The organism is Sphingobacterium prati (assembly GCF_013167215.1).
Classification (GTDB): domain Bacteria; phylum Bacteroidota; class Bacteroidia; order Sphingobacteriales; family Sphingobacteriaceae; genus Sphingobacterium; species Sphingobacterium prati.
This window is the reverse complement of record NZ_JABJWY010000038.1, coordinates 203,615-228,464: the sequence shown is the minus strand read 5'-3', so window position 1 is coordinate 228,464 and position 24,850 is coordinate 203,615. Positions and strand designations below refer to the sequence as shown.

The window sequence follows — 24,850 nt, the reverse complement described above, 5'->3', positions numbered from 1 at the left end:
TTAATTTACATCCCGCCACCAAGGAGCATATACGCTGTCTAATTTGTCCAGATGCACCAGTTCACCTATTTTGGGGGTAATCAGTTTGTTCCGCTCTTTTTGGGCGATCTCATAAAACTTTTCCATGGGCTCCCTCCATCCGTGCATGGCCAAAGCAAATTTCGAAGAGTGGACGGGCAAGGTGGCTTTAGCTTGCAGATCTTTCGTTTCGACGCCCCATTCTTCGGGCAACGAATGGATATAATGCCAGGCATCATTATACTGTCCATTTTCTAATATCGCCAGATCAAACGGACCGAATCGCTCGCCTATGGCCTTGAAGTGTTTCCCATAACCACTATCACCGCCCAAAAACAAATTGTATTTTGGCGTTTTCAGTACAAAGGAAGTCCAGAGGGTATTATTCCTTGTAAATCTGCGCCCGGAGAAATGTCTTGCAGGGGTAAAAGTTATCTGAAAATTGGGATCAAGGTTCACTTGATCATACCAATCGCCCTCTATAATTTGCTCAGGTTTATACCCCCAGGATTCAAAATGTGCCCCTACACCTAAACCACAAATAACCTGAACGACTTTCTCACGCAGTTTGGCTACCGTCTCATAATCGAGATGGTCATAATGGTCGTGCGAAATAAAAAGGTAATCTATTTTAGGAAAGTCTGCTGCAGTATAATCCACTGCAATTTTAAAAGCTCTGTTACTCCCTGGTACAGGTGAAGCATTTTGACTGAACACAGGATCTACGAGCAGCAGTTTTCCGTCAATCTTCATCAGATAGGAAGAGTGACCAAACCAAATTAAAAGATCTCGCTCCGGCAGATTCTTCAAATCGCATTTCATCGCTGGCAGCACATGCAAAGGCTTCAGTCCAGGTTTTTTATTGAACAGGAAACCCCACATTAAGGAGACGATATTTACATCATTCTTTAGGGCGGGAGTCACTTCAAGATTATGAAACACCCCATTTCTGAAGTTGGGCGACTGTCTCATCCGCGCTAGCCGATCACCTTTCATGCTTCCGCCAAACATCGGGTGGACAAAATAATAGAGCAACCCACTGACGAAAACAATCAATAGCATCCCTAAAATAATCCATCCCACATTCCTCATTTAGAAACTATTTTTCCACATCATGGATTCGACCGGACGAACGGTCTTGCCATTATATTTTGCATTACCTTTTGTATTGTAGAAGGTTTCAATCTCTCCTTCCACAGCAAAATAAATCAACTGGCCAATTGGCATTCCGGCATATATTCTGACTGGCTGTGCGACAGATATCTCCAATGTCCACGTATTACAAAATCCCACATCGCCTTTACCAGCCGTAGCATGGATATCAATCCCCAAACGGCCAGTACTAGATTTCCCTTCCAAGAAAGGAACATGCTTGTGCGTTTCTGTATATTCCTGAGTGACGCCTAAATAAAGGGTATTAGGTTCTAATACAAACCCTTCCTCTGGAATTTCAAAATGATCAATTTCATTATGTTTTTTGGCATCCAGTACACGGTCTACATAGGTTGCCAAATATTTCCCCAAATGCACATCATAGGAATTTGTTCCTAAACACTTACGGTCAAACGGTTGAATGACAATACTGCCATTTTCAATCTCTTCAAGAATTCTTTTATCCGATAAAATCATGTGTATCAAAATAGCAAGAGCATCAGGCCATGCTATATAAATTCAAAAATACGGTTCTCACACAAATTTTTATGTTATTTTTTATTTAAAGTGCTGTTTTTTATTGTCAATTCGCTCTTTTAAAGTTGAGAGCAGCTCCATCCGTCCAAACACTACAATTTTTCAAAACGCCAATACTTGATTGTGCTGTAATATGCGATTTGTTTTTTAAATTTGGGTATGAGTCTAGTGTATTTACGTGAGATCGATAACCAAACCAAATTTGCTATTTGGAGGATTGAAGAATCGGATGATGATTTATTGTCCAAACTTCAGCTGGATGAACGTGAGAAAGCCAAATTAGGCTCTTTTAATAAAGGTAAACGACGGTTACATTGGCTTGCTACGCGTGTCTTACTGCGAACCCTTCTGAATACTTCGCGTTATATAGACTGTCCTTCCGATGCGAACGGTAAACCTTATTTAGCCAATTTTCCACAGAAGATATCACTTTCACACTCCTTTGACTATGCCGCCGCAATGATAAGTACAAAGGGAGAGGTTGGGATCGACATGGAAATTATCAAGACGAAGGTAGAGCGGATCCAGCATAAGTTTCTCAAGCCTGATGAACTCGCTTTTATCACAAAAGGTGCAACGCGATACGAACAACTATATGCCTGTTGGTGTGCCAAAGAAGCCATCTATAAACTTCAGGGGAATGCGGGCGTCTCTTTCTTAAACAACATGACGATACAACCATTCGAATATCAAAAACAAGGTGTGTTAAAACTCGAGCTTGACAGTAGCCAGCACAAGCAAATTTATGAGGTGCACTATGAAAAATTCAATGAATATATGCTTGCATATGCTGTTGGATAGTGTCGTCAAAAAAATAATTTTTCTCAATTTCAGCGAATTAGCAATAGAAGCGCACTTTTTTTTTGTGCTTATTGAAAAAGCTTCTATATTTGCAGCATCACAAAGAAAATGGCCCGTTCGTCTAGGGGTTAGGACGCAAGATTTTCATTCTTGAAACAGGGGTTCGATTCCCCTACGGGCTACCAAAAAACAAAAAATCCTGCAAATCAAAATTGCAGGATTTTTTGTTTCTATGTACACGCAATAATAGCGATGATGATCAGGCCTTCAATATTTTCGCTTTTTCCTGGTCAAATTCTTCTTGATTGATAATTCCGGCATCCAGCAGATCCTTTAAATCAAACAAAGCTTGCTTTTTAAGTCCCATATCCATCGGCGAAGCTGGTTCAGCTATTCTGGCTCCTGCACTGATGGGGCCACCATCCACTGCGTTTGTTTTCGCGCCGAAGTCTATCAATAATCTTGTTATCTCATTAAATCCCTGCATATTGGAATAATCTATTGGCTTTTGCTCAAGAACATTAGAAATTTCAGTCAGCGCACCGTTTGAAAGCAAATAACGCAATACATCTTTTTTCCCATATGCTGCAGCATAGTGCAAAGCTGTATTACCAGAGGCATCCTGTTTGTCTATAGTCGCACCACTATCCAACAGCTGTTTTACAAAAGATAGATAACCCATTTTCGTAGCAGTATGTAGTAATGTTTCTCCCGCGTAATGTGATTCATACCCCAAAATAAAAGTACGTCTTCCTGTTTTTGCAATAAGCTTCTCCAAATATTCTCCATCTTTCCCATCAAATGAATCTACAGGGCGAGCATAATCCACTGAGAGCCCCCGCTCCAGGAACAAGGTTAACAGTTCCTTTTGATTACTGTTACACACGTACCAAACTGGAGAAATCCCTTCGGCAGATTCGGCAGAAATATCACTGCCATGCTCTAGTAATCTCTGTGCAAGCACACGATTCCCCATTTTCACAGCTAATAGCAGGGGGCCTTCGCTTAGATCGTTCAACGTATTGACTGCAGCACCATTATCCAACAACATATTTACAATGGGCACCGACCCTAATGCTACTGCAATGTTGAGCGCCGTATTACCTGCTTTATCGGTGATGTCCAAATTGGCTCCTTGTGACACCAGCAATTGAACGACAGGGGGATATTTTGCCTGCACAGCCAACAACAAAGGCGACTCTGCATCATTGTTCAATGCATTTACATCCAATCCTGCAGCGATCAGTTTCTCAGCCATATCCTGCTGTCCGGTTCTAGCTACGATATGAAGCAAACTATTTCCTGCGAAATCATTGATATGGGCGTTTGCACCTTTATCCAATAAATACACCGCAGCCTGCTTTTGTTTTTGTAATAATGCAAAATACAAGGGTGTTTCTCCCCGGTGATCTTCATAATCTAGCGTAGCTCCCGCTTCAACTAATTTTTTAACCAGATCTTGGTACCCTCGATGGGCTGCATAATGTAATGCTGTTCGACCTAATTCATCCGTATACGAGACATCGACTTGGTTTTTTTCCAATAAGATTTCAGCAATCTTGCGTTTTCCCCCTTCGCATGCAACTATAAATGATTGAGACATGAATTTTCTTTTGATTTATTGTTTTAATAACCACTCCACGGTCTTTACCTTGAGATTGTCCTCCATGGCATAATCAACCGCTTTCTTATCGTTTCCATTTTCCACTTGTGGATCAATTCCCTCGGCCACTAAAAACTTCACTTTCTTGTATAGATCCCGTGCTTTGTTTTCATCATAATTGATTTGTTCTTGACAGACCTTATGTAGGAGTGTGTTCCCTTCATTATCAATATAGTTTACATCCAGATATCCTTTTGATATTACATCTTGCAACACGGTAGCGGACTTCTCTATCAACCAGTCGACTCCGGTCTTCTCTTTCTGATACCAGAGTGAAGGTTCGGTAAAATCTGCACCATGCTCCAACAGCATGGAAAGAATTTTTAAATTTTGGTCACTGTCCGTATGCATTGTGCGCAGGAAAGCATTAAGCAGATTCTCCCCTTGTTTAGTGGTACTATGGAAATCTGGTGCCCCATAATTCAGGAGTTGTTCCAATAAGTTGGCATTGGAATGCCTTACAGCAGCATAATAAAATGGAGTTTCGCCATGCCAATCTTTCTGATTGGGATCTCCGCCAGCACTCAATAAGCTTATTACAACCTCAGGCTTTACGCTGTCTACAGCCATGTGTAAAGCTGTTTTTTGTTCTACATTTGCTGTATTTGGATCAATCCCTTCCGATAATAACCACTCCACAATGTCTAAAATACGGTCGGTAGGTTGCATCCGCAGGGTACATATTTTAAACAATAATGTCTGCCCATACTGATCTATTTTATGAATATCAGCGCCTGCAGCGACTATAGTTTTTAGAAGGGAAATCGCTGTATTTTCTCTTAGTGCATATTCAAGCAAAGTTGTCCCTGCGACCTCTTCATTTACATCATCTACCTGCTCTAAATAACTTTCAAACCATTTTAAATAACTTTCGAGATGGTCCGGAGCCACAATTGGGGGCTTTATTAAGATATTGATAATTGTTGTATCGAAGCGATCATAGTCATATAGATCTGTTGAAATGAAACCATATTCAACAAATTTTGATAAAATGCTATAATGCTGCTGTCGAATCAATTGTCCAACTGCACTGTTTAGTGCATAATCCTGGAATTCAACTTTCCGTGTTACATGTTCAAGGATCTGCTCCATCCCCTTGATATCTCCCTTACCCGAGCACACGGCAAGCGATCGTAATTCATCATTTGTCATTATTCAACTCTATTACATCAAAGAAAATGGGCTAAATTTCTTTAAATCCTCTTTATTTCATTATTTTTTTGCAGAATGAGCTTTCATATATCTGAAATGACTATGTGCTCAATTATTGGCCCGTGAAGATACCTCTTATCTAACTATAAGAAACGATTGAACGCATAAAAATAGTATAAAATACGCGATGGAAACTATTTTAAAAAAAACAAAATATTACACTTTCATCCGGTATCCCACTTTGTTATTGGGGGAATTGGGGTGGTCTTTTTTCCAGAAAAGCCGAGACGCCCTCTTTAAAATCCTCCGTTCCGAATAAGTGACCAAAGGCATCCATCTCAACCTTATTACCGTCTCTTTTTTTATCTTCAGCGGCATTGATGGCATCAATGGCATTGGCAACCGCAACACGTGACCGCGTAAATATTTTTTGAAGGATTTCCTCTGCTCTAGCGATTAACTTTTCTTGTGGGACAACTTCGTTAACCATACCCATTTCGTAGGCTTTCTGTGCATCAATCATATCGCCGGTCAGAATCATCTGTATCGCTCGTCCCTTTCCTATTAATGCGGGCAGGCGCTGTGTACCTCCATAACCCGGTATTAATCCAAGTGAAACTTCAGGAAGTCCCATTTTTGCATTTTCAGAAGCGATACGTACATGACAGGCCAATGCCATCTCAAGTCCACCTCCTAGTGCATAACCATTAATAGCGGCTATAACAGGTTTCGGAGCAGCCTCGATAAGATCCGTAAATATGATATGCCCCCGTTCACTCAACCAACGTGCCTGAACGACAGACAGGTCAGTAAACTCTTTGATATCCGCACCGGCGACAAAAGCTTTGTGTCCAGCTCCTGTCAAAATAATACCGCGCACATGATGATCAGCATTAAAGTGCTTAAAAATCTCCTGCAATTCATCGAGCGTCTCCTGATTCAGGGCATTCATTTGAGGTTCGCGATTGATTATAATATAGCCAATGCTATCCTTAACCTCATATTTTAAGTTCGAATATTGAGTCATAAGCCTAAAAATTAAAATGTATGGATGCTGTGAAGGTATCCGAAGGAACCCCTTCTCCACCTTTGTAGCTCAATCTTTTTTTATACTCCAATCTAAGCAATTTAAAGATATTATCCACGCCCACCAAGCCCTCAACATATGGTTTATTGCGGGCGGCTTTTGTTTGGACAAGACCATTTTTATCGGCTTCAAATTGAATATTTTCAGGCGTAACAAAAGGGTTATTCACATCACTCAGTTTTCCATAAAAAGCTTTAAAACCTGTCAGTTCACGCCATTTCAATTTTTTGAACAAAGGGATCCTATTAAAGAAAAACCCGTTCCAGTTATGATGATAGGTCAATTTTAAAAACTGGTCGGATGCAAACTCTGAAGTGGCCATCAAATCAAAGTTGACCAGTGGCCCTGCTTTATCTCTGGAGACATCGGGGAGCTCCAATAGGGTATACGGCAAATGTTTCCCCCAGATCCTTCCTCCCGAAAATTCAAAATCGGCTTGTCCGACCGGAGATAAAAACAACCTTTTGAAGACACTGAACCGCAAAGCATCATAACTATAATCTGCTCCCCAAAAGCCTTTCAAACCCTTGTTGTATTGGAGCGTAAAAATTGGATATTTATTTTCTACTGTACCACGGTCCAAATTATGGTACGTAAAATCTTCATTTGGAGCCCAACGCAAGATGAGCTGTAGGTCATTTGTATTTACCGCACGGATCGTATCAGGGTTGGGTAAACTATTGATATAAAATAAATCACCCCGCGGCTGTCTACGTGTATGTGTAAAAGCCGTTCCAATACTAACATGATTACCAAATTCGATCAGATGGTCAAGGCGATAGATATCATTGAATTGCCATTTATTTGGCCTATTGTTTCCAAAAGAACGGAAAAAACCATCACCTTTCAGAAATCCTAAATTTCGTCCCGGCTCCATCACATCGTGCTGTACTGTAAAGCGCAGGTAGTTAGCGGGGAACTGGACAATGCGTTCTCCATTTAACGTGAACGCAGTACTCAGATAATACTTAAATGCCTTGTCTTTGTCGCCATAGGCGGTATACCCTTCAATAAATGCCTTTTCAGAAAACAAACGTGTGGTCCGCCCGCTCAACCGGAAACGATTACCTTCATAATTATTCCGGCTATAGAGATACTCCAACGGTCCAAACTCAAATTTCCCGGCATTATAATACCCCTTTGCCAATAAATAACCCAATGAAACCAATTGGTTGAAAGAACGCATATTCTGAACGGAATCAACTTTCTGATAAGCCCCCAATTCGGCCTTGCTCAATGCTATAGGCCTCACTTGAATCATCGGGATTTTTGCCGCGGATTGAAGCAGGTACCTTTTTTCAACAGGCACACCGACAAAATTCTCATCCGAGATCGAATCTGTCCGATGCCCCAGATATTGTGTTTCCCTACGTCCATATAAAACGTCCGATTTACTTCCCCCAAACAACATTTTTAAATCGGTATGCATCGGAATCATACTACCGTTTTTAAATTCGCTGTAACTCAGGTCAATCTGTACATCATTGATCCAGTTAACGTTGGCTGCCTTTCCAATATTCAATGTTGCCTGCTGAACAGCAAACCGTGTATCATCTGAGATAAGGAGAACACCGTAGAACAATAAATCAATCTTGGATTTCCCCTCAAAATGAAGTTGGATATAGTCCTTACCCGCTATTTGAATAGTATCCTGTATACGGTATTTATAAAAAGCTGTGGCACCGGTGGCTATTGGACTCAGTATCCCTTTATTCGTAATCTGTATCGTATTCTCATAAAGATCGACATTACGAAGTATTGTTTGGAAACGAGTCTGCCAGTTATCATTATTGAAAAAACGAGGATTTAATTCCGTTTGATTGTGACTGGTGACAATCTTTTTGCTTCGATTAGGATTATGCGAAGAAAAGACATTTGCATAATTTTCCTCCATATAGAATGGGGCGATCGTGACACCTCTAAATGCGGTAGAGTCTATATTTTCGAAAAGGAATCGAAATGGCTTTGGAAACTTCTTAGCCTTTTCTTCTGGATTTACAAAGCCAAATTGTGTCTTCTCATACTCGTCGAAACGAATCTCAGGAATACGGGTATAATGATTTTGCGGGCGATGGGCAATGACTTGTTCTATCAGCGCAATCGCTGGATCTTTCGGTTTCTTATTTTTTCGATTGATGACAACCATATCCAGGGTATTGTCTTTCGAAGTCAACCGAACAGTCATCACTGTATCAGGGGCCCGGTGTACATCTATCGTTCTTCGTTCATATCCCACTGCCCCAAATGTCAATTGCCGATGCTGCTTTTTGTCCTGAATCTTAAAATAACCGAGTGTATCACTGATACCACCTCCATCCTCTCCAACCCAATTGATTGAAACGCTACCAATCCCCTTCCCGGTCTGTGCATCAACAACCTTCCCACGAAGAAATTCTTGCGCCCCCACTTTTCCTCCCAATAGGATGAATAATAGTACCACACTCAAAAAGCTTATCGAAAAAGATTTAACACACACTTTAAACACCATCTGCAAACTGATAGGATTTCTTTTTTACAATATACAATTTGTATTCAAGAGTTATATCAATAAATATAAAAAAAGCATAGCGAAATCGCTATGCTTTAATAAACAACAAGTATTTTAACAGAAACTTTATATTAACATTAAAAAGCAGTCTGGATACACCCCAATAAGAATCGTCAATCCGACTGCAAGCAATAGGACAAATGAATAGTTCCACTGCACATTTACACAGGATTCTTCACTTTCTCTAAAATACATCGCAACCACTACTTTCAAATAATAGTAAACTGCGATAGCTGCATTGATCACCGCTAAAATTAACAATACGATATGGTAGCTCTCCATTACTGAAGAGAACATCATAAACTTACCAATAAACCCTGCGGTCAATGGAATACCTGCAAGTGAAAGCATAGCTACAGTGATTGCAAATGCCAACATTGGATTTCGTTTTCCTAATCCGTTAAATGCTTCAAAATGCTCTGAACCCGTAGTCTTCTTTACAAGAATCAATCCTGTAAATGCGACAACTGTAGCAAGTGAATATGCAAGCCCGTAAGTGAAGATACCATTTGCTGAAGTCGCTCCCACAGCTATGATGGCAAACAGCATATAACCTGCGTGAGAAATACTGGAGTAAGCTAGCATACGCTTGAAAGAAGATTGCATTACAGCGGAAATATTTCCGACAAACAAGGTGATAATTGCAATGATCAGGAATACTGGTGTCCAAAAATCTTGTAAAGGAAGTAAACTGTAACTAAACAATCGCAATAACCCCGCAAAGGAAGCTACTTTAACGACTGTACTCATATAACTTGTTATCAGAATAGGTGCTCCATCATATACATCAGGTGTCCAAAAGTGAAATGGTGCCGCACCAACTTTAAAGGTGAGACCAACAATAAGCAATAGGATACCACCATAAAATAAAGGTGAAATCGCATGTGGGTTGTTTACAACATATGCTTTTATCTCCGCTAGATCAAATGAACCTGTGGCTCCGTAGAGCAATGTAATCCCAAATAATAAAAACCCAGTAGAGAATGCACCCATCAAAAAATACTTTAATGCAGCCTCATTAGATGCCTGATCTCTTTTACGGATGCCCACTAGAATATAAAGCGCAACGGACATGATTTCAATCCCTAAAAAGAGCATGGAAAAATTATGATAGCTGTTTACCAAAACGGCCCCTGTCAGTGAAAATATCAATAACGAATAATATTCCGCCACTTGTCCACCTTCGTCAAAATATCCTTTTGAGATAATAAATATACACAACGTAACAGCAACACATAAGACCGAAAAAGCAATCGCATAATGATCAAAATGGACCATCCCGCTAAAAAGTGGTCCCTTGTCTATTTTCCAGTCGTTCAATAAGAAACCAATGGCAATCAAGAATCCAAGGATAGAAACAGGTAGAAGCAGTGTTTTTGCCTTGAACAAACCAAGATAAAGAACAACTAATGCTAATATTGAAAGTGTAATTATAGCTCCCATACAATTTGATATATCTATTTATCTGCCTAAAAATGTACTTAAAACTTCCACTGAACCCGCAGAAAGATTCAAAAGGAAATTTGGGAATATACCGATATAAAGAATCAAGAAAGAGATCAAACCCAATACAACGAGCTCTCTTCCATTTATATCCTCAAACTGTATCGTCCTGTCCGTTGTTTCCCCCAACATCGTCCGCTGATAAAGACGAAGCATATATACAGCGCCTAATATCAGCGTTAATCCGGCAAAAACTGCAAACCAGAATCCATATTGAAATACACCTTTCAACAGCAGAAATTCACCAATAAAGCCATTCGTTAACGGCAATCCTACAGCGCCCATACAGATAATCATAAAAAATATGGCCAGTTTTGGTGCTTTACTTGCTATTCCGCCAAGTTCGGACAGGCGCCGTGTCTGCGTACGTTGCTGCACGATATCTAGCACATAAAAAAGACCGACAACTGAAATACCGTGATTTAACATCTGTATCGTTGCCCCACTTAGGCCATTTGTATTCCAAGTGAAGACCCCCGCACTGATCAATCCAACGTGCGCAATCGATGAATATGCAATCAACCGCTTGGCATCGTCCTGTTTAATGGCAATGATAGAAGCATACACGATTCCGATAACGCATAGGATCATTGCGAACTGGCCATACAATGCTACTCCCGCCGGAACTACAGGCAATAGCCAACGCATCAAACCGTATACCCCCATTTTCAACATAATACCAGCTAACAACATCGTACCCGCAGCCGGCGCATTTGTGTAAGTATTGGGTTGCCAGGTATGAAAAGGAAAAATGGGAATCTTAATCGCAAACGCAATAAAAAATGCCCAGAATAACCAACGTTGCGTGCTATCCCCTAATTCCAAAGCAATAAAGGATGTCCACTCAAAATCATGGTTAGGCACTTGCTGATAGAGATAAAGAATTCCGATCAACATCAAAAGGCTTCCCAAAAAAGTATAAATGAAGAACTTTAGATTAACCCGAATACGGTCACCTTCGCCCCAAAGCGCGCAGATAAAATAAATCGGAATCAACGCAATCTCCCAGCCCACATAAAACGTAAAAGCATCCAATGCCATGAATACAAGCAGTAACCCCGCCTGCATAAACGCCATCAAAGCATAAAAATTACCTTTATAGTTTTTAGCAAAAGTAGTCGCGATAATAAAAGGCATCAATCCGTTGGTCAACAAGATCAACGGTAAACTAATCCCATCTATCCCGAGGTGAAAATGAATATGTAATGTCGAAATCCACGCCCAATTTTTTTCAAATTGCATTCCGCCATTTGGGTCAAATTGACACAGGAACGGAATAGTCAATGCAAGCGATACTAGTGATAAAATCAACGCGATTGACTTTGCGGCATTAGTCTTTAATAGCGCTAAAATCAATGCGCTTATTAACGGCAATAAAATAAGTAGAAAAAGGTTATCCATCGATTATACTAAATATTAAAGACTCAAAAATCCATAAATGAAAATAGCAATCACCCCAATTACCATCATCAATAAATAAAACCCAACATTTCCATTTTGAAGCAAACGGAGCACTTTTCCCGTATCAAATGTCGCCTTACCAGCTCCATTAACGATCCCGTCAATCCCACGTTGATCCACCACATTGCCAAAGAAACTCGACAGCCAATTGATCGGACGTACAACAACCGCATCATATAGTTCATCGACATAAAATTTATGGTAGGAAAGATTTGCCAGAAAGCCACGCGGAACTTCCTCTCCCTCCGGTATCTGCTGACGTTTGACGTAAATATTGTAAGCAAGGGCAACCATAATGAGTACACCTACGACGGAAACCGCCATCAGCATATATTCGGTACTATGCTCCAAATGATGTGCAGCAGGCACCAGTGCCTTTCCTTCGGCAAATACCGGTGCCAGAAAATCTTCCAGCCAGTGGTTTCCACCTAGCGCTGCCGGTAAGTTGATCGCTCCACCAACAACAGAAAGCACCGCTAATACCATTAAAGGGACAGTCATTGTCTTGGGTGATTCATGCAGGTGGTGTTTTTGATCGTCCGTGCCTCTGAACGTACCAGAGAACGTCATAAATAGCATTCTAAACATATAGAAAGCCGTCATTAACGCCCCCAAAAATCCGAGGCCCCATAAGAGCGGATTGGCTGCAAAAGCATGAGCTAATATCTCATCTTTGGAGAAAAATCCGGAAAACGGTGGAATACCCGCGATTGCAATCGTTCCGATAAGCATGGTAATATAAGTGATCGGCATTGCTTTCTTTAATCCTCCCATTTTTCGCATATCCTGTTCATCACTCATCCCATGAATCACTGATCCGGCACCGAGAAAGAGTAAAGCTTTAAAGAATGCATGGGTCAATACATGAAAGAATGCTCCTGTAAATGCGCCCACACCAAGCCCGAGAAACATATAGCCAAGCTGTGAAACCGTTGAATAAGCCAAGACTTTCTTAATATCATTCTGCGTTAACGCGATAGCTGCGGCCAGCAAGGCGGTACAAATTGCAATGATGGAAATCAGTTGTAGCGTAATCGGCGAGAGTACGAATAATACATTTGACCGTGCGATCATATAGATACCTGCTGTCACCATGGTCGCTGCGTGTATCAAGGCCGATACAGGCGTAGGACCAGCCATAGCATCCGGCAACCAAGTAAACAAGGGAATTTGTGCAGATTTGCCCGTTGCAGCAATAAAAAGCAATAAGGTTATGCTGACGACAGCGATGTCTCCCGCGGCAAAATTCTTCGCCCCAGCGAACACCGTAGAAAATTCGAGGGAACCAAAAGTTCCCAATATCAAAAATACAGCTAGCAAAAAACCTAAATCACCAATTCTATTCATCACAAATGCCTTTTTTGCAGCATTTGCATACGAAGTATTTGTATACCAGAATCCAATGAGTAGGTAAGAGCAGAGTCCAACACCTTCCCAGCCAATAAACATGACGAGATAGTTAGAGCCCAATACCAATAGCAGCATGAAAAAGATAAATAAATTTAAGTAGGCGAAAAACTTACCAAATCCCTTATCATGATGCATATATCCAATAGAATAAATATGGATCAAAAAGCCTATACCGGTGACAATCAACAACATGATTACGCTCAATGGGTCGACCAAAAAGGAAAGGCCTATTTTGAGGTGCCCCACCGAAATCCAGTCAAATACATGTTGTTCAATTATTCCCGCTTGTCCGGCCTGTCTTGATTGATAGACCTCAGAAAAAAGAATGCAACTGCAGATAAAAGAAATAAGAACCACGGCACTGCCCAAAGCACCGATCATACCTTTGGAAAATGCATTTCTGCCTAAACCATTCACTATAAACCCGATTAAGGGCAAAAGGGGAATCAACCAAATTAATTCACTCATCGTATTTATTTCTTAAGTTCTACCAACGAAGTTTATTTAAGGAATCGATATCCACAGACTTCGTATTCCGATATACCATAATGATAATAGCAAGGCCGACGGCTACTTCCGCAGCTGCAAGAGCCATAATAAAGAAGACAAACACCTGTCCTGATGAATCCCCATGCTGCACAGAAAATGCCGCTAGCAGCAGATTGACAGCATTAAGCATCAATTCGATGGACATCATAATAATAATTACGTTACGACGGATAAGCACCCCCATCACACCAATAGCAAAAATAATAGTGCAAAAAATCAAATAATGACTTATGGGTACGCCCTGCAACTGTTGAACAACTGTTTCCATTAGATTTGTTTAGGTTCTTTCTTAGCTAATAATATCGCTCCAATCATTGCCGTCAATAATAATAATGAGGACAGTTCAAAAGGAAGCAAAAATTCGTTAAACAATACCTTCCCTAGATTTTTTACCAATCCAATTTCAGGATTATTGACTGTCAGAGGATTGGAGATCTCAAACACACGGTATACGCCCAAAAAAGTCACTAATAGGCAGCAGCCTGCAATCACGCCCATAAATTTGACCAAATTGGATTTCATCGGTTCGGTATCCTTATTTAAATTGAGCAGCATGAGTACAAATAAAAAGAGTACCATAATAGCGCCCATATACACAATAAAATTGACCACCGCCAAAAACTGAGCATTCAATAGAATGTAATGCACTGTGAATGTGAAAAAGGTAATAACTAAATACAATACACTATGCACGGGATTCTTTGTAAAGATGGTCATCAGCGCAAAGAAAATAGACAAGAAGGCTACAAAATAAAATACTGTCATAATTTCTTGAATTAACTCTTTAATTTGGTAATATCAAAGGTCGGCTCGACCAGCTTGTCCTTTCCATAGATAAAATCTTTACGTAGGTAATCTGCTGTCACATGTGGCCCATCCAAATAAATAGCTTCTTTTGGACAGGCTTCTTCACAAAGACCGCAGAAAATGCAGCGCAACATATTAATTTCATAAACGGATGCATACTTCTCTTCACGATAGAGGTGTTCTTCCCCTTTTTTTCGTTCGGCAGCAGTCATTGTAATCGCTTCTGCAGGACAAGACAGCGCGCATAATCCACATGCAGTACAGCGTTCGCGCCCTTCTTCGTCTCGCTTCAACGAATGTTGCCCCCTAAAATTCTTTGAATAGGGTCTTATTTCCTCCGGATATTTAATGGTGGGGATCTTCTTGAAAAAATGTCTCAATGTAATCCGCAGGCCCCTGATAATTGCCGGAAAATAGATTCTTTCCGAAAAGGTCATTGGCTTTTGTTCGATTACTTTTTTACGATTGCTTAGTTGCATAAAATCCTTTCTTATGATGAGAAATAAGTATCTTTAATCAATGTAAATACACCCGTAAGTACAATATTGGCAATGGCCAATGGAATCAGCATCTTCCAGCCCAGATTCATCAATTGATCATAACGGAATCGCGGTAAAGTCCAACGTACCCACATAAAGAAAAAGATAAACCCAAATATTTTCAAGAAGAATACGATTACACCAATAATGGTGATCCAATTTGCTGATAGCCCCAGATCATTCATAAAAGGGAAGTTATATCCTCCGAAATAAAGTGATGCCATTAACGCTGAGGACACAAACATATTAATGTACTCGGAGAACATATAAAGTCCTAATTTCATGGACGAATACTCGGTATGATAACCGCCAACTAATTCAGTCTCACATTCTGGTAAATCAAAGGGAACACGGTTACACTCAGCAAACGCGCAGACCATGAAAATAATAAATCCGAGCGGCTGTGCCCAGATATTCCAATTGACAAAACCAGACTGTTGGGCTACAATTTCTTTAAGTGAAAGGCTTTGGGTTACCATCAGCAAGGCAATGATCGAAAGTCCCATAGCAATCTCATAACTGATGCTCTGCGAAGCAGCACGAATTGCGCCCATTAAAGAGAATTTATTATTGGAGGCCCACCCACCGAGCATAATACCATATACACCCAGGGCAATAACGCCAAACATATACAATATACCAACATTAACATCTGCTACCTGTAGAGACACTACCCGATCCCCAAGATGAAGCTCCTGCCCCCAAGGGATAACAGCCGAACTGATACAGGCAGTAATGATGGCGATAGTTGGCCCGACAATAAAAAGCACCTTGTGTGCACCAGCGGGAATAATTTCTTCTTTAAAGAAGAACTTTCCACCATCACATAAGGGTTGCAGGATCCCAAACATACCCGCCCGGTCCGGTCCATATCGGTCTTGCATAAAACCTGCTATTTTACGTTCCGCCAGTGTCGAATACATCGCTATTACTAAAGTAATAATGAAGATAACCGACACCAATATTAATTTTTCTATAACAAAAGACCACTCCATAATTCGTGCTTATTTCAATTTTTCTGTTCTAGCCAACTGTTCGCGATTTTGCTGTTGAAGTATTGGATTCTCCTTCACCACTTTTGGCGGGTTAAATAGTTCATAATGATTGGCAGAAATTACAGATTGCGGATCGATTTCTGTTGGTTCATCCAAAATCCAAACGCTTGTTTTTTTCTGATCAAAGCGGCAGGTATTACAGATAAATTCCTCCACCTCACCAAATTCATCCTTCCGCGCCGTCACACGCAGAACATCCTGCCCCCTATACCATAATGTCACTTTGCCGGAGCAGGTCGGACAATCGCGGTGTGCATCTACAGGCTTTGTAAACCAGACCCGATTTTTAAATCGGAAAGTTTTATCAGTCAGCGCTCCAACTGGACAAACATCAATCACATTGCCCGAAAAATCATTGTCAATTACATTTTCGATATAAGTCGATATTTCTGAATGATCCCCTCGGCCCAAAATACCATGTACACGTTCATCCGTAAGTTGATTCGCAACATAAACACAACGGTAACACAAAATACAGCGGTTCATATGCAATTGGATTTTGTCCCCCAGATCAATTCGTTCAAAGGTGCGTCGATCAAATTCATAGCGTGTTTCCGCACTGCCGTGCTCGTATCCTAGATCCTGTAGTTTACATTCTCCAGCTTGATCACAGATCGGACAATCCAAAGGGTGATTGATCAAAAGAATCTCAACAACGCCCTTTCTAGCCTCTACCACTTCCGGAGAAGTAATGTTCTGCACTTCCATCCCATCCATAACAGTGGTGCGACAGGATGCTACGAGTTTTGGCATTGGCCGAGGGTCCTTTTCGGAACCTTTCGATACCTTAACCAAACAAGTGCGGCATTTTCCACCACTCCCTTCCAGTTTAGAGTAATAGCACATTGCGGGCGGAACGATATCCCCGCCAATCTGCCGTGCAGCATTTAATATAGTTGTCCCCGGTGCCACCTCCACTGGTATACCGTCTATTGTGACCTTAAACTTTACATCTTCCGCTTCTGCCATGATAGTTATAATTTATCGTTACAGCTTTTATTATGATACAATTGGTTGTAATGGATCAGCATAATGCGCCAGCCCATAATTTCTTGTCTGAGACTCTTCGGGGTGTAATATATGCCATTCAAACTCATCCCTAAAGTGCCTGATTGCCGCAGCCACAGGCCAGGCGGCTGCATCGCCTAATGGACAGATGGTATTTCCTTCGATCTTGCGCTGTACATCCCAAAGCAAGTCTATATCGGACATGGATCCATGTCCACTTTCTATTTTATGCAACACCTTTTCCATCCAGCCTGTTCCTTCCCGACACGGCGAACATTGTCCACAGCTTTCATGATGATAGAAACGGGCAAAATTCCAGGTATTTCGGACCACACACTGATCCTCATCAAACACAATAAAACCACCCGAGCCAAGCATAGTCCCTGTTTGAAAACCACCATCGGACAAAGATTCATAAGTCATTAAACGACTGTTACCAGCAGCTGTTTTCAAGATAAGGTTTGCTGGCAGAATAGGTACCGACGAACCACCAGCCACAACTGCTTTCATCCGCTTTCCGTTGGCTATACCACCACAATATTCATCTGAATAAATAAACTCTTCTACCGGTAGACCTAGTTCGATTTCATAAACACCGGGTTTAACGATATTACCACTGGCCGAAATCAATTTAGTTCCCGTACTACGCTCCACACCGATCTTTGCATACTCTTCTCCACCCAAATTAAGAATAGGTACAGTTGCTGCAATAGACTCCACATTATTTACTACTGTAGGGCAATTATATAATCCCGCTATAGCCGGAAAAGGAGGTTTGATACGTGGATTACCACGCTTACCTTCCAGAGACTCCAATAATGCGGTTTCTTCACCACAGATATAAGCACCTCCACCAGGTTGTACATAGATCTCCAAATCATATCCTGAGCCCAAGATATTTTTACCTAAAAACCCCTTCTCTTTTGCTTCAGCAATCGCACGTTCCAGGATTCTGATCTGAGGCATCATCTCACCGCGCACATAGATATAAGATATATTTGCGCCAAGGGCAAAACTAGACACAATCATTCCCTCGATCAAGGCGTGTGGGATATGTGTCATCAAATAACGATCCTTGAATGTGCCTGGCTCAGACTCATCTGCATTACAGACCAAATAACGGGGCACTCCCTCAGGTTTTGCGAGAAAAGACCATTTCATTCCCGTCGGAAAGCCTGCGCCCCCCCTACCACGTAGTCCGGATTTTTTCACCTCCTCAACCACATCTTCGGGAGACATTGTCTTTATTACTTTTTCAACAGCAACATAGCCCCCTTTTTGACGATAAACCTCAAAGGTATTGATGCCGGGAACATCGATATGTGTCAACAAAAGTTTACGTGCCATATTATTCTGTTTTAGCTTTTAAATTATCAATCAATTGGTCCACTTTAGCTTCATCCAAATTCTCATAGAAGGTATATTCAGGTCCAATTTGTAGCACTGGGCCAAAGCCGCATGCAGCCAGACACTCGACACCACGCCAGGAAAAAAGACCATCAGCCGTCACAGCACCCTCTTTTACACCGAGTTTTTGTTCTAAATGTCTCATGATTCGCTCAGCGCCCACTAAACAACAAGGACCAGTACGACAGATTTCCAACACATATTTACCTTTAGGCTCAAGCAGAAACATCGTATAAAATGTCGCCACTTCGTAGACTTCAATCGGTAAAATATGGAGATAAACAGCTACTTGATCCATTGCATCTGCACTGACCCAGCCAAATTCCGCCTGAACCAAATGCAAAATCGGCAATAGGCCCGATTTCTGTTTCCCCTCGGGATAACGGCTTACTACTTCTCCAAACTTGGCTAGCAATTCGGGAGAAAACGTTACATTTTCATTATGTTGTTTTACACTAAGCATCTAATTCTCCTGCTATAACGTTAAGACTACTCATATTTAAAATCGCATCTGAAAGCAGCATCCCTGCACTCATAGGCGCAAACATTTGATAATTGACAAAGGATGGCCTTCTAAAATGAAGACGGTAGGGTGAGCGACCACCATCGTGGATTAAGTAAAATCCAAGTTCGCCATTAGCTCCTTCCACCGCATGATATACTTCGGCCTTAGGCGTGTCTACCTCGCCCATGACGATTTTAAAGTGATAGATCAGCGCCTCCATATTGGTATAAACCTGTTCCTTCGGTGGCAGGTAGAAATCAGGCACTTCGGCATGGAACACGCCTTTGGGTTCCTTTTCTATTTTTTCCAGCGCCTGCTCAATGATGCGAAGTGATTGCCACATCTCCTCATTTCTGACCATAAACCGGTCATATACATCACCTGTTGTACCCACAGGGACTTCAAAATCAAACTCTTCATAAGAGCAATATGAATTTTGTACCCGTACATCATAATCCACACCTGTTGCCCTTAAAATAGGCCCGGACCAACCATAATCCAATGCCTGCTCCGGCGTGACAGCAGCCACACCTGAAGTTCGTTCGATAAAAATCCGGTTACGCACAAACATTTCCTCAAACTCCTTCAATACCGGTGGGTAGCGTTTCAAAAATTCACTGATTTTCTCAAAAGCAACGGCATTAAAATCCCGTTCAAATCCTCCAATGCGGCCGATATTTGTTGTCAGGCGAGCGCCACAGATCTCCTCAAAGATCTCATAGATAAACTCGCGTTCCTGCATCACATACAAGAATCCCGAAAAAGCTCCGGTATCAACTCCCAGGATTCCGTTGCAGATGATATGGTCCGCTATTCGGGCAAGTTCCATCACAATGACCCGCATATATTGTACGCGCTTCGGAATCTCGATTTTTAACAGCTTCTCAACGGTCATGTGCCAGCCCATGTTATTGATAGGCGCCGAACAATAATTTAATCGGTCCGTCAATGGTGTGATCTGATAAAATGGCCTATGTTCAGCAATTTTTTCAAAAGCACGATGGATATAACCTATAGTAGAAACACCACTGACGATACGTTCTCCGTCAATTTGTACAACATTCTGGAATACACCATGTGTGGCCGGGTGCGTGGGGCCAATATTCAAGGTGATCAGCTCGTCCTGTGGATCATTATCATCAAAGACTGGCTGATTCGATGTCATCTTGCTTATAAACTCGCTCATATCATATAAATTAACGGCCGAAATACAAATCTTTCTTATCTACACGATTTGGATCTTCCAAGGGATATTCCTTTCGCATCGGAAAAACATCCATATCGTCAACATTCAGGATCCTTCTTAAATCCGGATGCCCTATAAAGTTTATACCAAAAAAATCATATGTCTCACGCTCCATCCAGTTCGCACCCTTCCACACAACTGTAGCCGTTGGTATTTCAGGATTTGGACCATACAGAAAGACCTTAACCCGTATGCGGATATTGTGAATCAAACTATGAATATGATAGACAACAGCATACTCCTTTTCGAGATGAGGAAAGTGTACCGCAGTAATATCAGTTAAATGAACAAACTGTAATTCATTATCCAACTTCAGAAAACGCAACACATCGATGATATCATCCACATCCACAAGGATGGTCATTAAATCATGTGCATCCGGAATCTCTACGATCTTTGAAGGAAAATTTCCTTGCAGTTTGTCTAATAAAAAACTGTTTTCCATCCTTTATTTATTAGTGTGTATACCGTATTTCTCTAACAGTGCCTTATATTCAGGCGTATTTCGTCTATTTAAAGTCTCATTTTTGACAATATCCTGTAAGCGCAATACACCATCTAAAATAGCTTCGGGCCGCGGCGGACAGCCCGGCACATACACATCCACAGGAATGATCTCATCAATTCCCTGCAATACAGAATAGGTATCAAAGATTCCGCCGCTAGAGGCACAGGCCCCCACGGCAATCACCCATCGTGGTTCTGCCATTTGGACATAGACCTGCCGCAAGACGGGAGCCATTTTTTTTGCGATAGTCCCCATGACCAACAACATATCTGCCTGGCGTGGAGAAAAACTTGGACGTTCCGCACCGAATCTAGCCAAATCATACGTTGATCCCATGGTAGCCATAAATTCGATGCCACAGCAGGATGTAGCAAAAGGCAAAGGCCACAATGAATTTGCACGCGCCAATCCGATCGCTTTATCCAAACTTGTCGCAAAGAAACCTGCGCCCTCTACTCCCGGAGGAGCTTCTGCCAATTTTATATCACTCATGAAAAGACGATTTATAAGGTTTAAGTACAATCGGCCCTTGTAGCCAATTTAGTATAGGACAACTTAGTCCCAGTTCAATGCTTTTTTCTTAATGACATAGATAAAGCCCAACAAGAGCAATCCCATGAATATAAACATCTCGATTAAGCCTTGAAAGCCCATTTCTCTAAAGTTGACAGCCCAAGGATACATGAAAATAACTTCAACATCGAAAATGACAAACAAGATCGCCACCAGAAAATATTTTATGGAAAAGGGCTGCCTCGCATTACCGATGACTTCAATCCCGGACTCAAATGCCCCAAGCTTATTCTCGGTCCTGACTTTCGGCCCTATAAGGTGTGTAATAATTATGGTCCCTACTCCGAATCCCACTGCTACGATAAGCTGTATGAATATAGGTAAGTAGTCTATCGGCATACTATTGGCGTGCTCCATCTCAATCAGAATTTATATTGGTAACTGTCTCTAAATATAGAGATTCCAAGACTAAATTCAAAACAAAAAAGGCGTAGATATTACTATCTACGCCTAATTTAGAATGATTTTAGTTAAGCTTATTTTAAAGCTTCTAAGTATCCTTTAACATCCTCATTCGCTGGATCAATTTCCAATACTTTCTGGAAGTTTTGTTTTGCTTTCGCTGTATCTTGTTTCAAATAGTGGAAAAGACCAATGTATGTATAACCATCCACCAAATACGCTTTATTTTTCTCTTGCGTACCTCTTTGATTAATTGTATCAATCAATTTTTGGAATGCGGCGACAAAATCACCTTTTGGCTGTGCCATATCATCGGAACCCAAAGCTGAAAAAGCTTTGTAATATAACGCGTTAATCAGGTATTTATCTTGCGCCTCTTTGTTATCAGTGGTTTCAATGATCGTAAGCTCTTTCTGAGCATTGCCAAAGTCCGCGATAGCTTGATTTCTCAATTCTTGATTAACGTAGTTTCCTTCCGCATCTTTCGCCTGGCTATCTTTTTTGAAGCCGATTTGGTAATTGCCTTCACCAGCATAATAGTGCGAATCGAAGTAGTAAGGTGTATCTTTATACTCACCTACAAGTCCAAATAATGAAACCGCGGTTTGTAATTCTTGCTCTTGGTATTTCGCAAATGCCAATTCTGCAACCTCGCCCAACAGCTCTTTGTCACCTTCAATTGCTTTCTTAATGTTTGCAATACCTTTTTGGATATTTGCTGTGTTTTCCGGAGTCAAAACTGGAGCAGTCGCTACAGCCGTGCTATCTGTTGCTGTACTATCCGCGCCAGCAGCCGGAGCAACAGGTTTCGGACTGTTAGTGGCAATCTCAGCCATACCCAAGTACATGTAATCCAAAGGAATTACACGGTCTTTTTCCATCTTGCTGAACATTTGATTTAAATAATCCAACGCTTTTGGATAGTCTTTCGATTTTTGGAACGCGATATATCCTAAATAACGATAGATTTTTGGATCTATAGATGGATTTTTCGCCAATTCTTCCGAAACCGTTTTTAACTCATCATATTGACGTGCGTAAACCAAGAAATCCGCATAACGAATTTTAGCCTCCAAAGTATTGTCACCAGCTACTTCTAAATATTTCTTGTATTGCGCAACACCTTTATTGTTTAATTCAACGTATTTCTCATCCGTAGTACCAGGCATTTTCGACCATTGGTAATACGTTTCAGCCAATTCACGATAAGTAGGCGCATAAGTAGGCGTCTCTGCAACAATAGCTTCCAATTGTGTTACCGCCTCGTCGTAAGCTTGAGCGCCACGAACAATAACTGCCTGCCCTACTTTAGCTTGAACAGAATTTGCATCAATATCCATGGCATCACCATAGCTTGTATAAGCCAATGAACCTTCTCTCAAACCGCGATATGCATCACCTAAGGCCAAAGGAATAGCAATATCTTTGGTGTTTTTTGCTTTCGCTTGCGTCAAATATTCCAAAGCTTTCGCATAATCCGGTTCTGGTGTATTGATGTATGCACGACCGATTTCCAATAATGGCTCGTAATCTTTTTTACCTAATTTTGCAGTTGCCAAGGCAAACTTAGATTCAGCGCTAGCTTTATCTTTTTTCAATAAGTCAACATAACCCAAACCGACATTATTAATCGTCGCTTTTGGATCAGCAGTCAAACCTTGGTTAAAAATCGCAGCGGCAGAGTCTGCTCTGTCGTTTACCAAATAAACTTGACCCAAATAGAAATAATTATCTCCATTCTTAGGTTGCTTAGTCACTAATTGTTGAAGAATAGTTTTCGCTTTACCATAGTTTTCAGCCTCGATGGCTGCTCTAGCATCTTTCAAACTCTGTGCACTTACGGTGCCCACAGACCCAGCCAATAAAAGACTAAATAATAATTTACTGTTTGTCATAATCTATTTTTGTACTATTTATTATCTATTTAATATAACTCTCATCTCTAATAATGATCTCCCGCCCGGGCATTGTTTCAGGGACCAATCCCGCTTTTAATACAATGCGCTGTCCGCGATCTCCTGTCAAAAATGCGCTAAAGCCTAAGCCCAAACCCATATTTGGTTGATAATTCATGATGTAAACCGGTCGTATGAACGGATACACTCCGTCGGCTATGGTTGACTGTGACGGCTTATAAAAAACCCCTTTAGACTCTCCCTCACCCACATTTTCAATGCTCAATGTACGAATTTTATCCAATAATTGCGAATTTTTTTCAACAGCTTTTAAATACCAATTATAACCGATGACGCCCACAGCATTTGTATTTTCACTGATATACTTCATTACGTCCTCGCTATCCTTCATCGCTGAAATAGCCTTTGGATCAACTTTCTCCAGATTATAGTAGTCCTTTAAAAAACGCAGTGTACTTGAATTCGCATTGTCAAAAATCAAACGTTGGCCACTTAAATTACCCTCCAACAAAGACTTAACGTTCTTTTGGGACATTATAGTATCGGCACTGCTACGATTATTGATTAATACAACAGCGTCGGATGCCATCTGAAAAATTTTAGGCTGAATACCGCGCTTCTTAAAATAGTCATCCTCCTGACCCGTTAGCTTTCTGGTTAACACAATCACATAAGCAGAATCTGCTAACAATGCATTGACCGCTTTGATTTCTGGTCTTACCAAAAGCTCAAGGCTGGAATTCGGATATGAACTCTCAAATACATCAGCAGATTCTTTAATGATAGGCAATAACGTCTGATCGACTAAAACCGGCAATTTGCCAGTTAGAATATCATCGCTCTCCTTTTTCTCCTTAGTCCTGTCTTTGCAGGATTGAAATAATCCCGCACAAAGTCCAAGCGTTACAAGAATTACACTATATTTTCTCATACGATACATCATACAATTAGACAATTAAAATAAAAGAATAGTTTAATTTTTGAAGAGAGTTGATTGAAATTA

23 protein-coding genes and 1 tRNA gene are annotated in these 24,850 nt (G+C 41.0%); 2 read left to right on the top strand and 22 right to left on the bottom strand.

The window, feature by feature from the left end:
• Window positions 1-1,110: an MBL fold metallo-hydrolase gene (locus HPC41_RS20470; RefSeq protein ID WP_246250929.1), complete on the bottom strand. Its 1,110-nt coding sequence runs from the start codon at window positions 1,108-1,110 to the stop codon at window positions 1-3.
• Entirely contained in the window at window positions 1,111-1,647 is a 537-nt protein-coding gene (gene dcd, locus HPC41_RS20465; RefSeq protein WP_172395961.1) for a dCTP deaminase, read from the bottom strand.
• A gap of 219 nt (window positions 1,648-1,866) precedes the next feature.
• Here dcd and HPC41_RS20460 point away from each other — a divergent pair, with 219 nt between their 5' ends.
• Both HPC41_RS20460 and HPC41_RS20455 read left to right on the top strand, forming a co-directional pair.
• Window positions 1,867-2,508 carry a 4'-phosphopantetheinyl transferase family protein gene (locus HPC41_RS20460; RefSeq protein ID WP_172395960.1) on the top strand — a complete coding sequence of 214 codons (642 nt, stop codon included), beginning with the start codon at window positions 1,867-1,869 and terminating at the stop codon, window positions 2,506-2,508.
• Window positions 2,509-2,618: 110 nt separating this feature from the next.
• Window positions 2,619-2,693: transfer RNA gene (locus HPC41_RS20455), tRNA-Glu, on the top strand.
• Between the two features lie 74 nt (window positions 2,694-2,767).
• Here HPC41_RS20455 and HPC41_RS20450 read toward each other — a convergent pair.
• From HPC41_RS20450 to HPC41_RS20355, 20 genes are all read right to left on the bottom strand, one after another.
• Window positions 2,768-4,111 (bottom strand): ankyrin repeat domain-containing protein, encoded by a 1,344-nt coding sequence (locus HPC41_RS20450; RefSeq protein ID WP_172395959.1) that lies wholly within the window; start codon window positions 4,109-4,111, stop codon window positions 2,768-2,770.
• Between the two features lie 15 nt (window positions 4,112-4,126).
• Complete coding sequence (locus HPC41_RS20445; protein WP_172395958.1) at window positions 4,127-5,323, bottom strand: ankyrin repeat domain-containing protein; 1,197 nt, start codon at window positions 5,321-5,323, stop codon at window positions 4,127-4,129.
• A 244-nt stretch (window positions 5,324-5,567) separates the two neighbouring features.
• Window positions 5,568-6,350, bottom strand: a complete 783-nt coding sequence (locus HPC41_RS20440; RefSeq protein WP_172395957.1) for an enoyl-CoA hydratase/isomerase family protein — start codon at window positions 6,348-6,350, stop codon at window positions 5,568-5,570.
• Between the two features lie 4 nt (window positions 6,351-6,354).
• Window positions 6,355-8,850, bottom strand: a complete 2,496-nt coding sequence (locus HPC41_RS20435; RefSeq protein WP_172395956.1) for a DUF5686 family protein — start codon at window positions 8,848-8,850, stop codon at window positions 6,355-6,357.
• A 174-nt stretch (window positions 8,851-9,024) separates the two neighbouring features.
• Window positions 9,025-10,401 (bottom strand): NADH-quinone oxidoreductase subunit N, encoded by a 1,377-nt coding sequence (locus tag HPC41_RS20430; RefSeq protein ID WP_172395955.1) that lies wholly within the window; start codon window positions 10,399-10,401, stop codon window positions 9,025-9,027.
• Window positions 10,402-10,419: 18 nt separating this feature from the next.
• Window positions 10,420-11,862 carry a complex I subunit 4 family protein gene (locus HPC41_RS20425; RefSeq protein WP_172395954.1) on the bottom strand — a complete coding sequence of 481 codons (1,443 nt, stop codon included), beginning with the start codon at window positions 11,860-11,862 and terminating at the stop codon, window positions 10,420-10,422.
• Window positions 11,863-11,877: 15 nt separating this feature from the next.
• Complete coding sequence (nuoL, locus tag HPC41_RS20420) at window positions 11,878-13,800, bottom strand: NADH-quinone oxidoreductase subunit L (protein ID WP_172395953.1); 1,923 nt, start codon at window positions 13,798-13,800, stop codon at window positions 11,878-11,880.
• A gap of 19 nt (window positions 13,801-13,819) precedes the next feature.
• A complete protein-coding gene (nuoK, locus tag HPC41_RS20415; protein WP_172395952.1) occupies window positions 13,820-14,149 on the bottom strand; it encodes an NADH-quinone oxidoreductase subunit NuoK in 330 nt (109 codons plus the stop codon).
• A complete protein-coding gene (locus tag HPC41_RS20410; RefSeq protein ID WP_172395951.1) occupies window positions 14,149-14,646 on the bottom strand; it encodes an NADH-quinone oxidoreductase subunit J family protein in 498 nt (165 codons plus the stop codon). Before HPC41_RS20410 ends, nuoK begins: the two co-directional genes overlap by 1 nt.
• An 11-nt stretch (window positions 14,647-14,657) precedes the next feature.
• Window positions 14,658-15,167 carry a NuoI/complex I 23 kDa subunit family protein gene (locus HPC41_RS20405; RefSeq protein ID WP_172395950.1) on the bottom strand — a complete coding sequence of 170 codons (510 nt, stop codon included), beginning with the start codon at window positions 15,165-15,167 and terminating at the stop codon, window positions 14,658-14,660.
• Window positions 15,168-15,178: 11 nt separating this feature from the next.
• Window positions 15,179-16,222 carry an NADH-quinone oxidoreductase subunit NuoH gene (gene nuoH, locus HPC41_RS20400; protein ID WP_172395949.1) on the bottom strand — a complete coding sequence of 348 codons (1,044 nt, stop codon included), beginning with the start codon at window positions 16,220-16,222 and terminating at the stop codon, window positions 15,179-15,181.
• A 9-nt stretch (window positions 16,223-16,231) separates the two neighbouring features.
• The gene (locus HPC41_RS20395; protein ID WP_172395948.1) at window positions 16,232-17,251 is read right to left on the bottom strand and encodes an NADH-quinone oxidoreductase subunit G; all 1,020 of its coding nucleotides are present in this window, start codon (window positions 17,249-17,251) and stop codon (window positions 16,232-16,234) included.
• A 30-nt stretch (window positions 17,252-17,281) separates the two neighbouring features.
• A complete protein-coding gene (gene nuoF, locus HPC41_RS20390; protein WP_172395947.1) occupies window positions 17,282-18,637 on the bottom strand; it encodes an NADH-quinone oxidoreductase subunit NuoF in 1,356 nt (451 codons plus the stop codon).
• 1 nt (window position 18,638) lies between these two features.
• Window positions 18,639-19,160, bottom strand: a complete 522-nt coding sequence (locus tag HPC41_RS20385; protein ID WP_172395946.1) for an NADH-quinone oxidoreductase subunit NuoE family protein — start codon at window positions 19,158-19,160, stop codon at window positions 18,639-18,641.
• Window positions 19,153-20,388, bottom strand: a complete 1,236-nt coding sequence (locus tag HPC41_RS20380; RefSeq protein WP_216660842.1) for an NADH-quinone oxidoreductase subunit D — start codon at window positions 20,386-20,388, stop codon at window positions 19,153-19,155. Before HPC41_RS20380 ends, HPC41_RS20385 begins: the two co-directional genes overlap by 8 nt.
• A 10-nt stretch (window positions 20,389-20,398) precedes the next feature.
• Entirely contained in the window at window positions 20,399-20,893 is a 495-nt protein-coding gene (locus HPC41_RS20375; RefSeq protein ID WP_172395945.1) for an NADH-quinone oxidoreductase subunit C, read from the bottom strand.
• Window positions 20,894-20,896: 3 nt separating this feature from the next.
• Window positions 20,897-21,448: an NADH-quinone oxidoreductase subunit B gene (locus tag HPC41_RS20370; protein WP_172395944.1), complete on the bottom strand. Its 552-nt coding sequence runs from the start codon at window positions 21,446-21,448 to the stop codon at window positions 20,897-20,899.
• Window positions 21,449-21,511: 63 nt separating this feature from the next.
• Window positions 21,512-21,886: an NADH-quinone oxidoreductase subunit A gene (locus HPC41_RS20365; protein ID WP_172395943.1), complete on the bottom strand. Its 375-nt coding sequence runs from the start codon at window positions 21,884-21,886 to the stop codon at window positions 21,512-21,514.
• A 119-nt stretch (window positions 21,887-22,005) separates the two neighbouring features.
• Window positions 22,006-23,826: a tetratricopeptide repeat protein gene (locus HPC41_RS20360; protein WP_172395942.1), complete on the bottom strand. Its 1,821-nt coding sequence runs from the start codon at window positions 23,824-23,826 to the stop codon at window positions 22,006-22,008.
• Window positions 23,827-23,851: 25 nt separating this feature from the next.
• Window positions 23,852-24,778 carry a PstS family phosphate ABC transporter substrate-binding protein gene (locus HPC41_RS20355; protein ID WP_172395941.1) on the bottom strand — a complete coding sequence of 309 codons (927 nt, stop codon included), beginning with the start codon at window positions 24,776-24,778 and terminating at the stop codon, window positions 23,852-23,854.
• Window positions 24,779-24,850 lie beyond the last annotated feature (72 nt).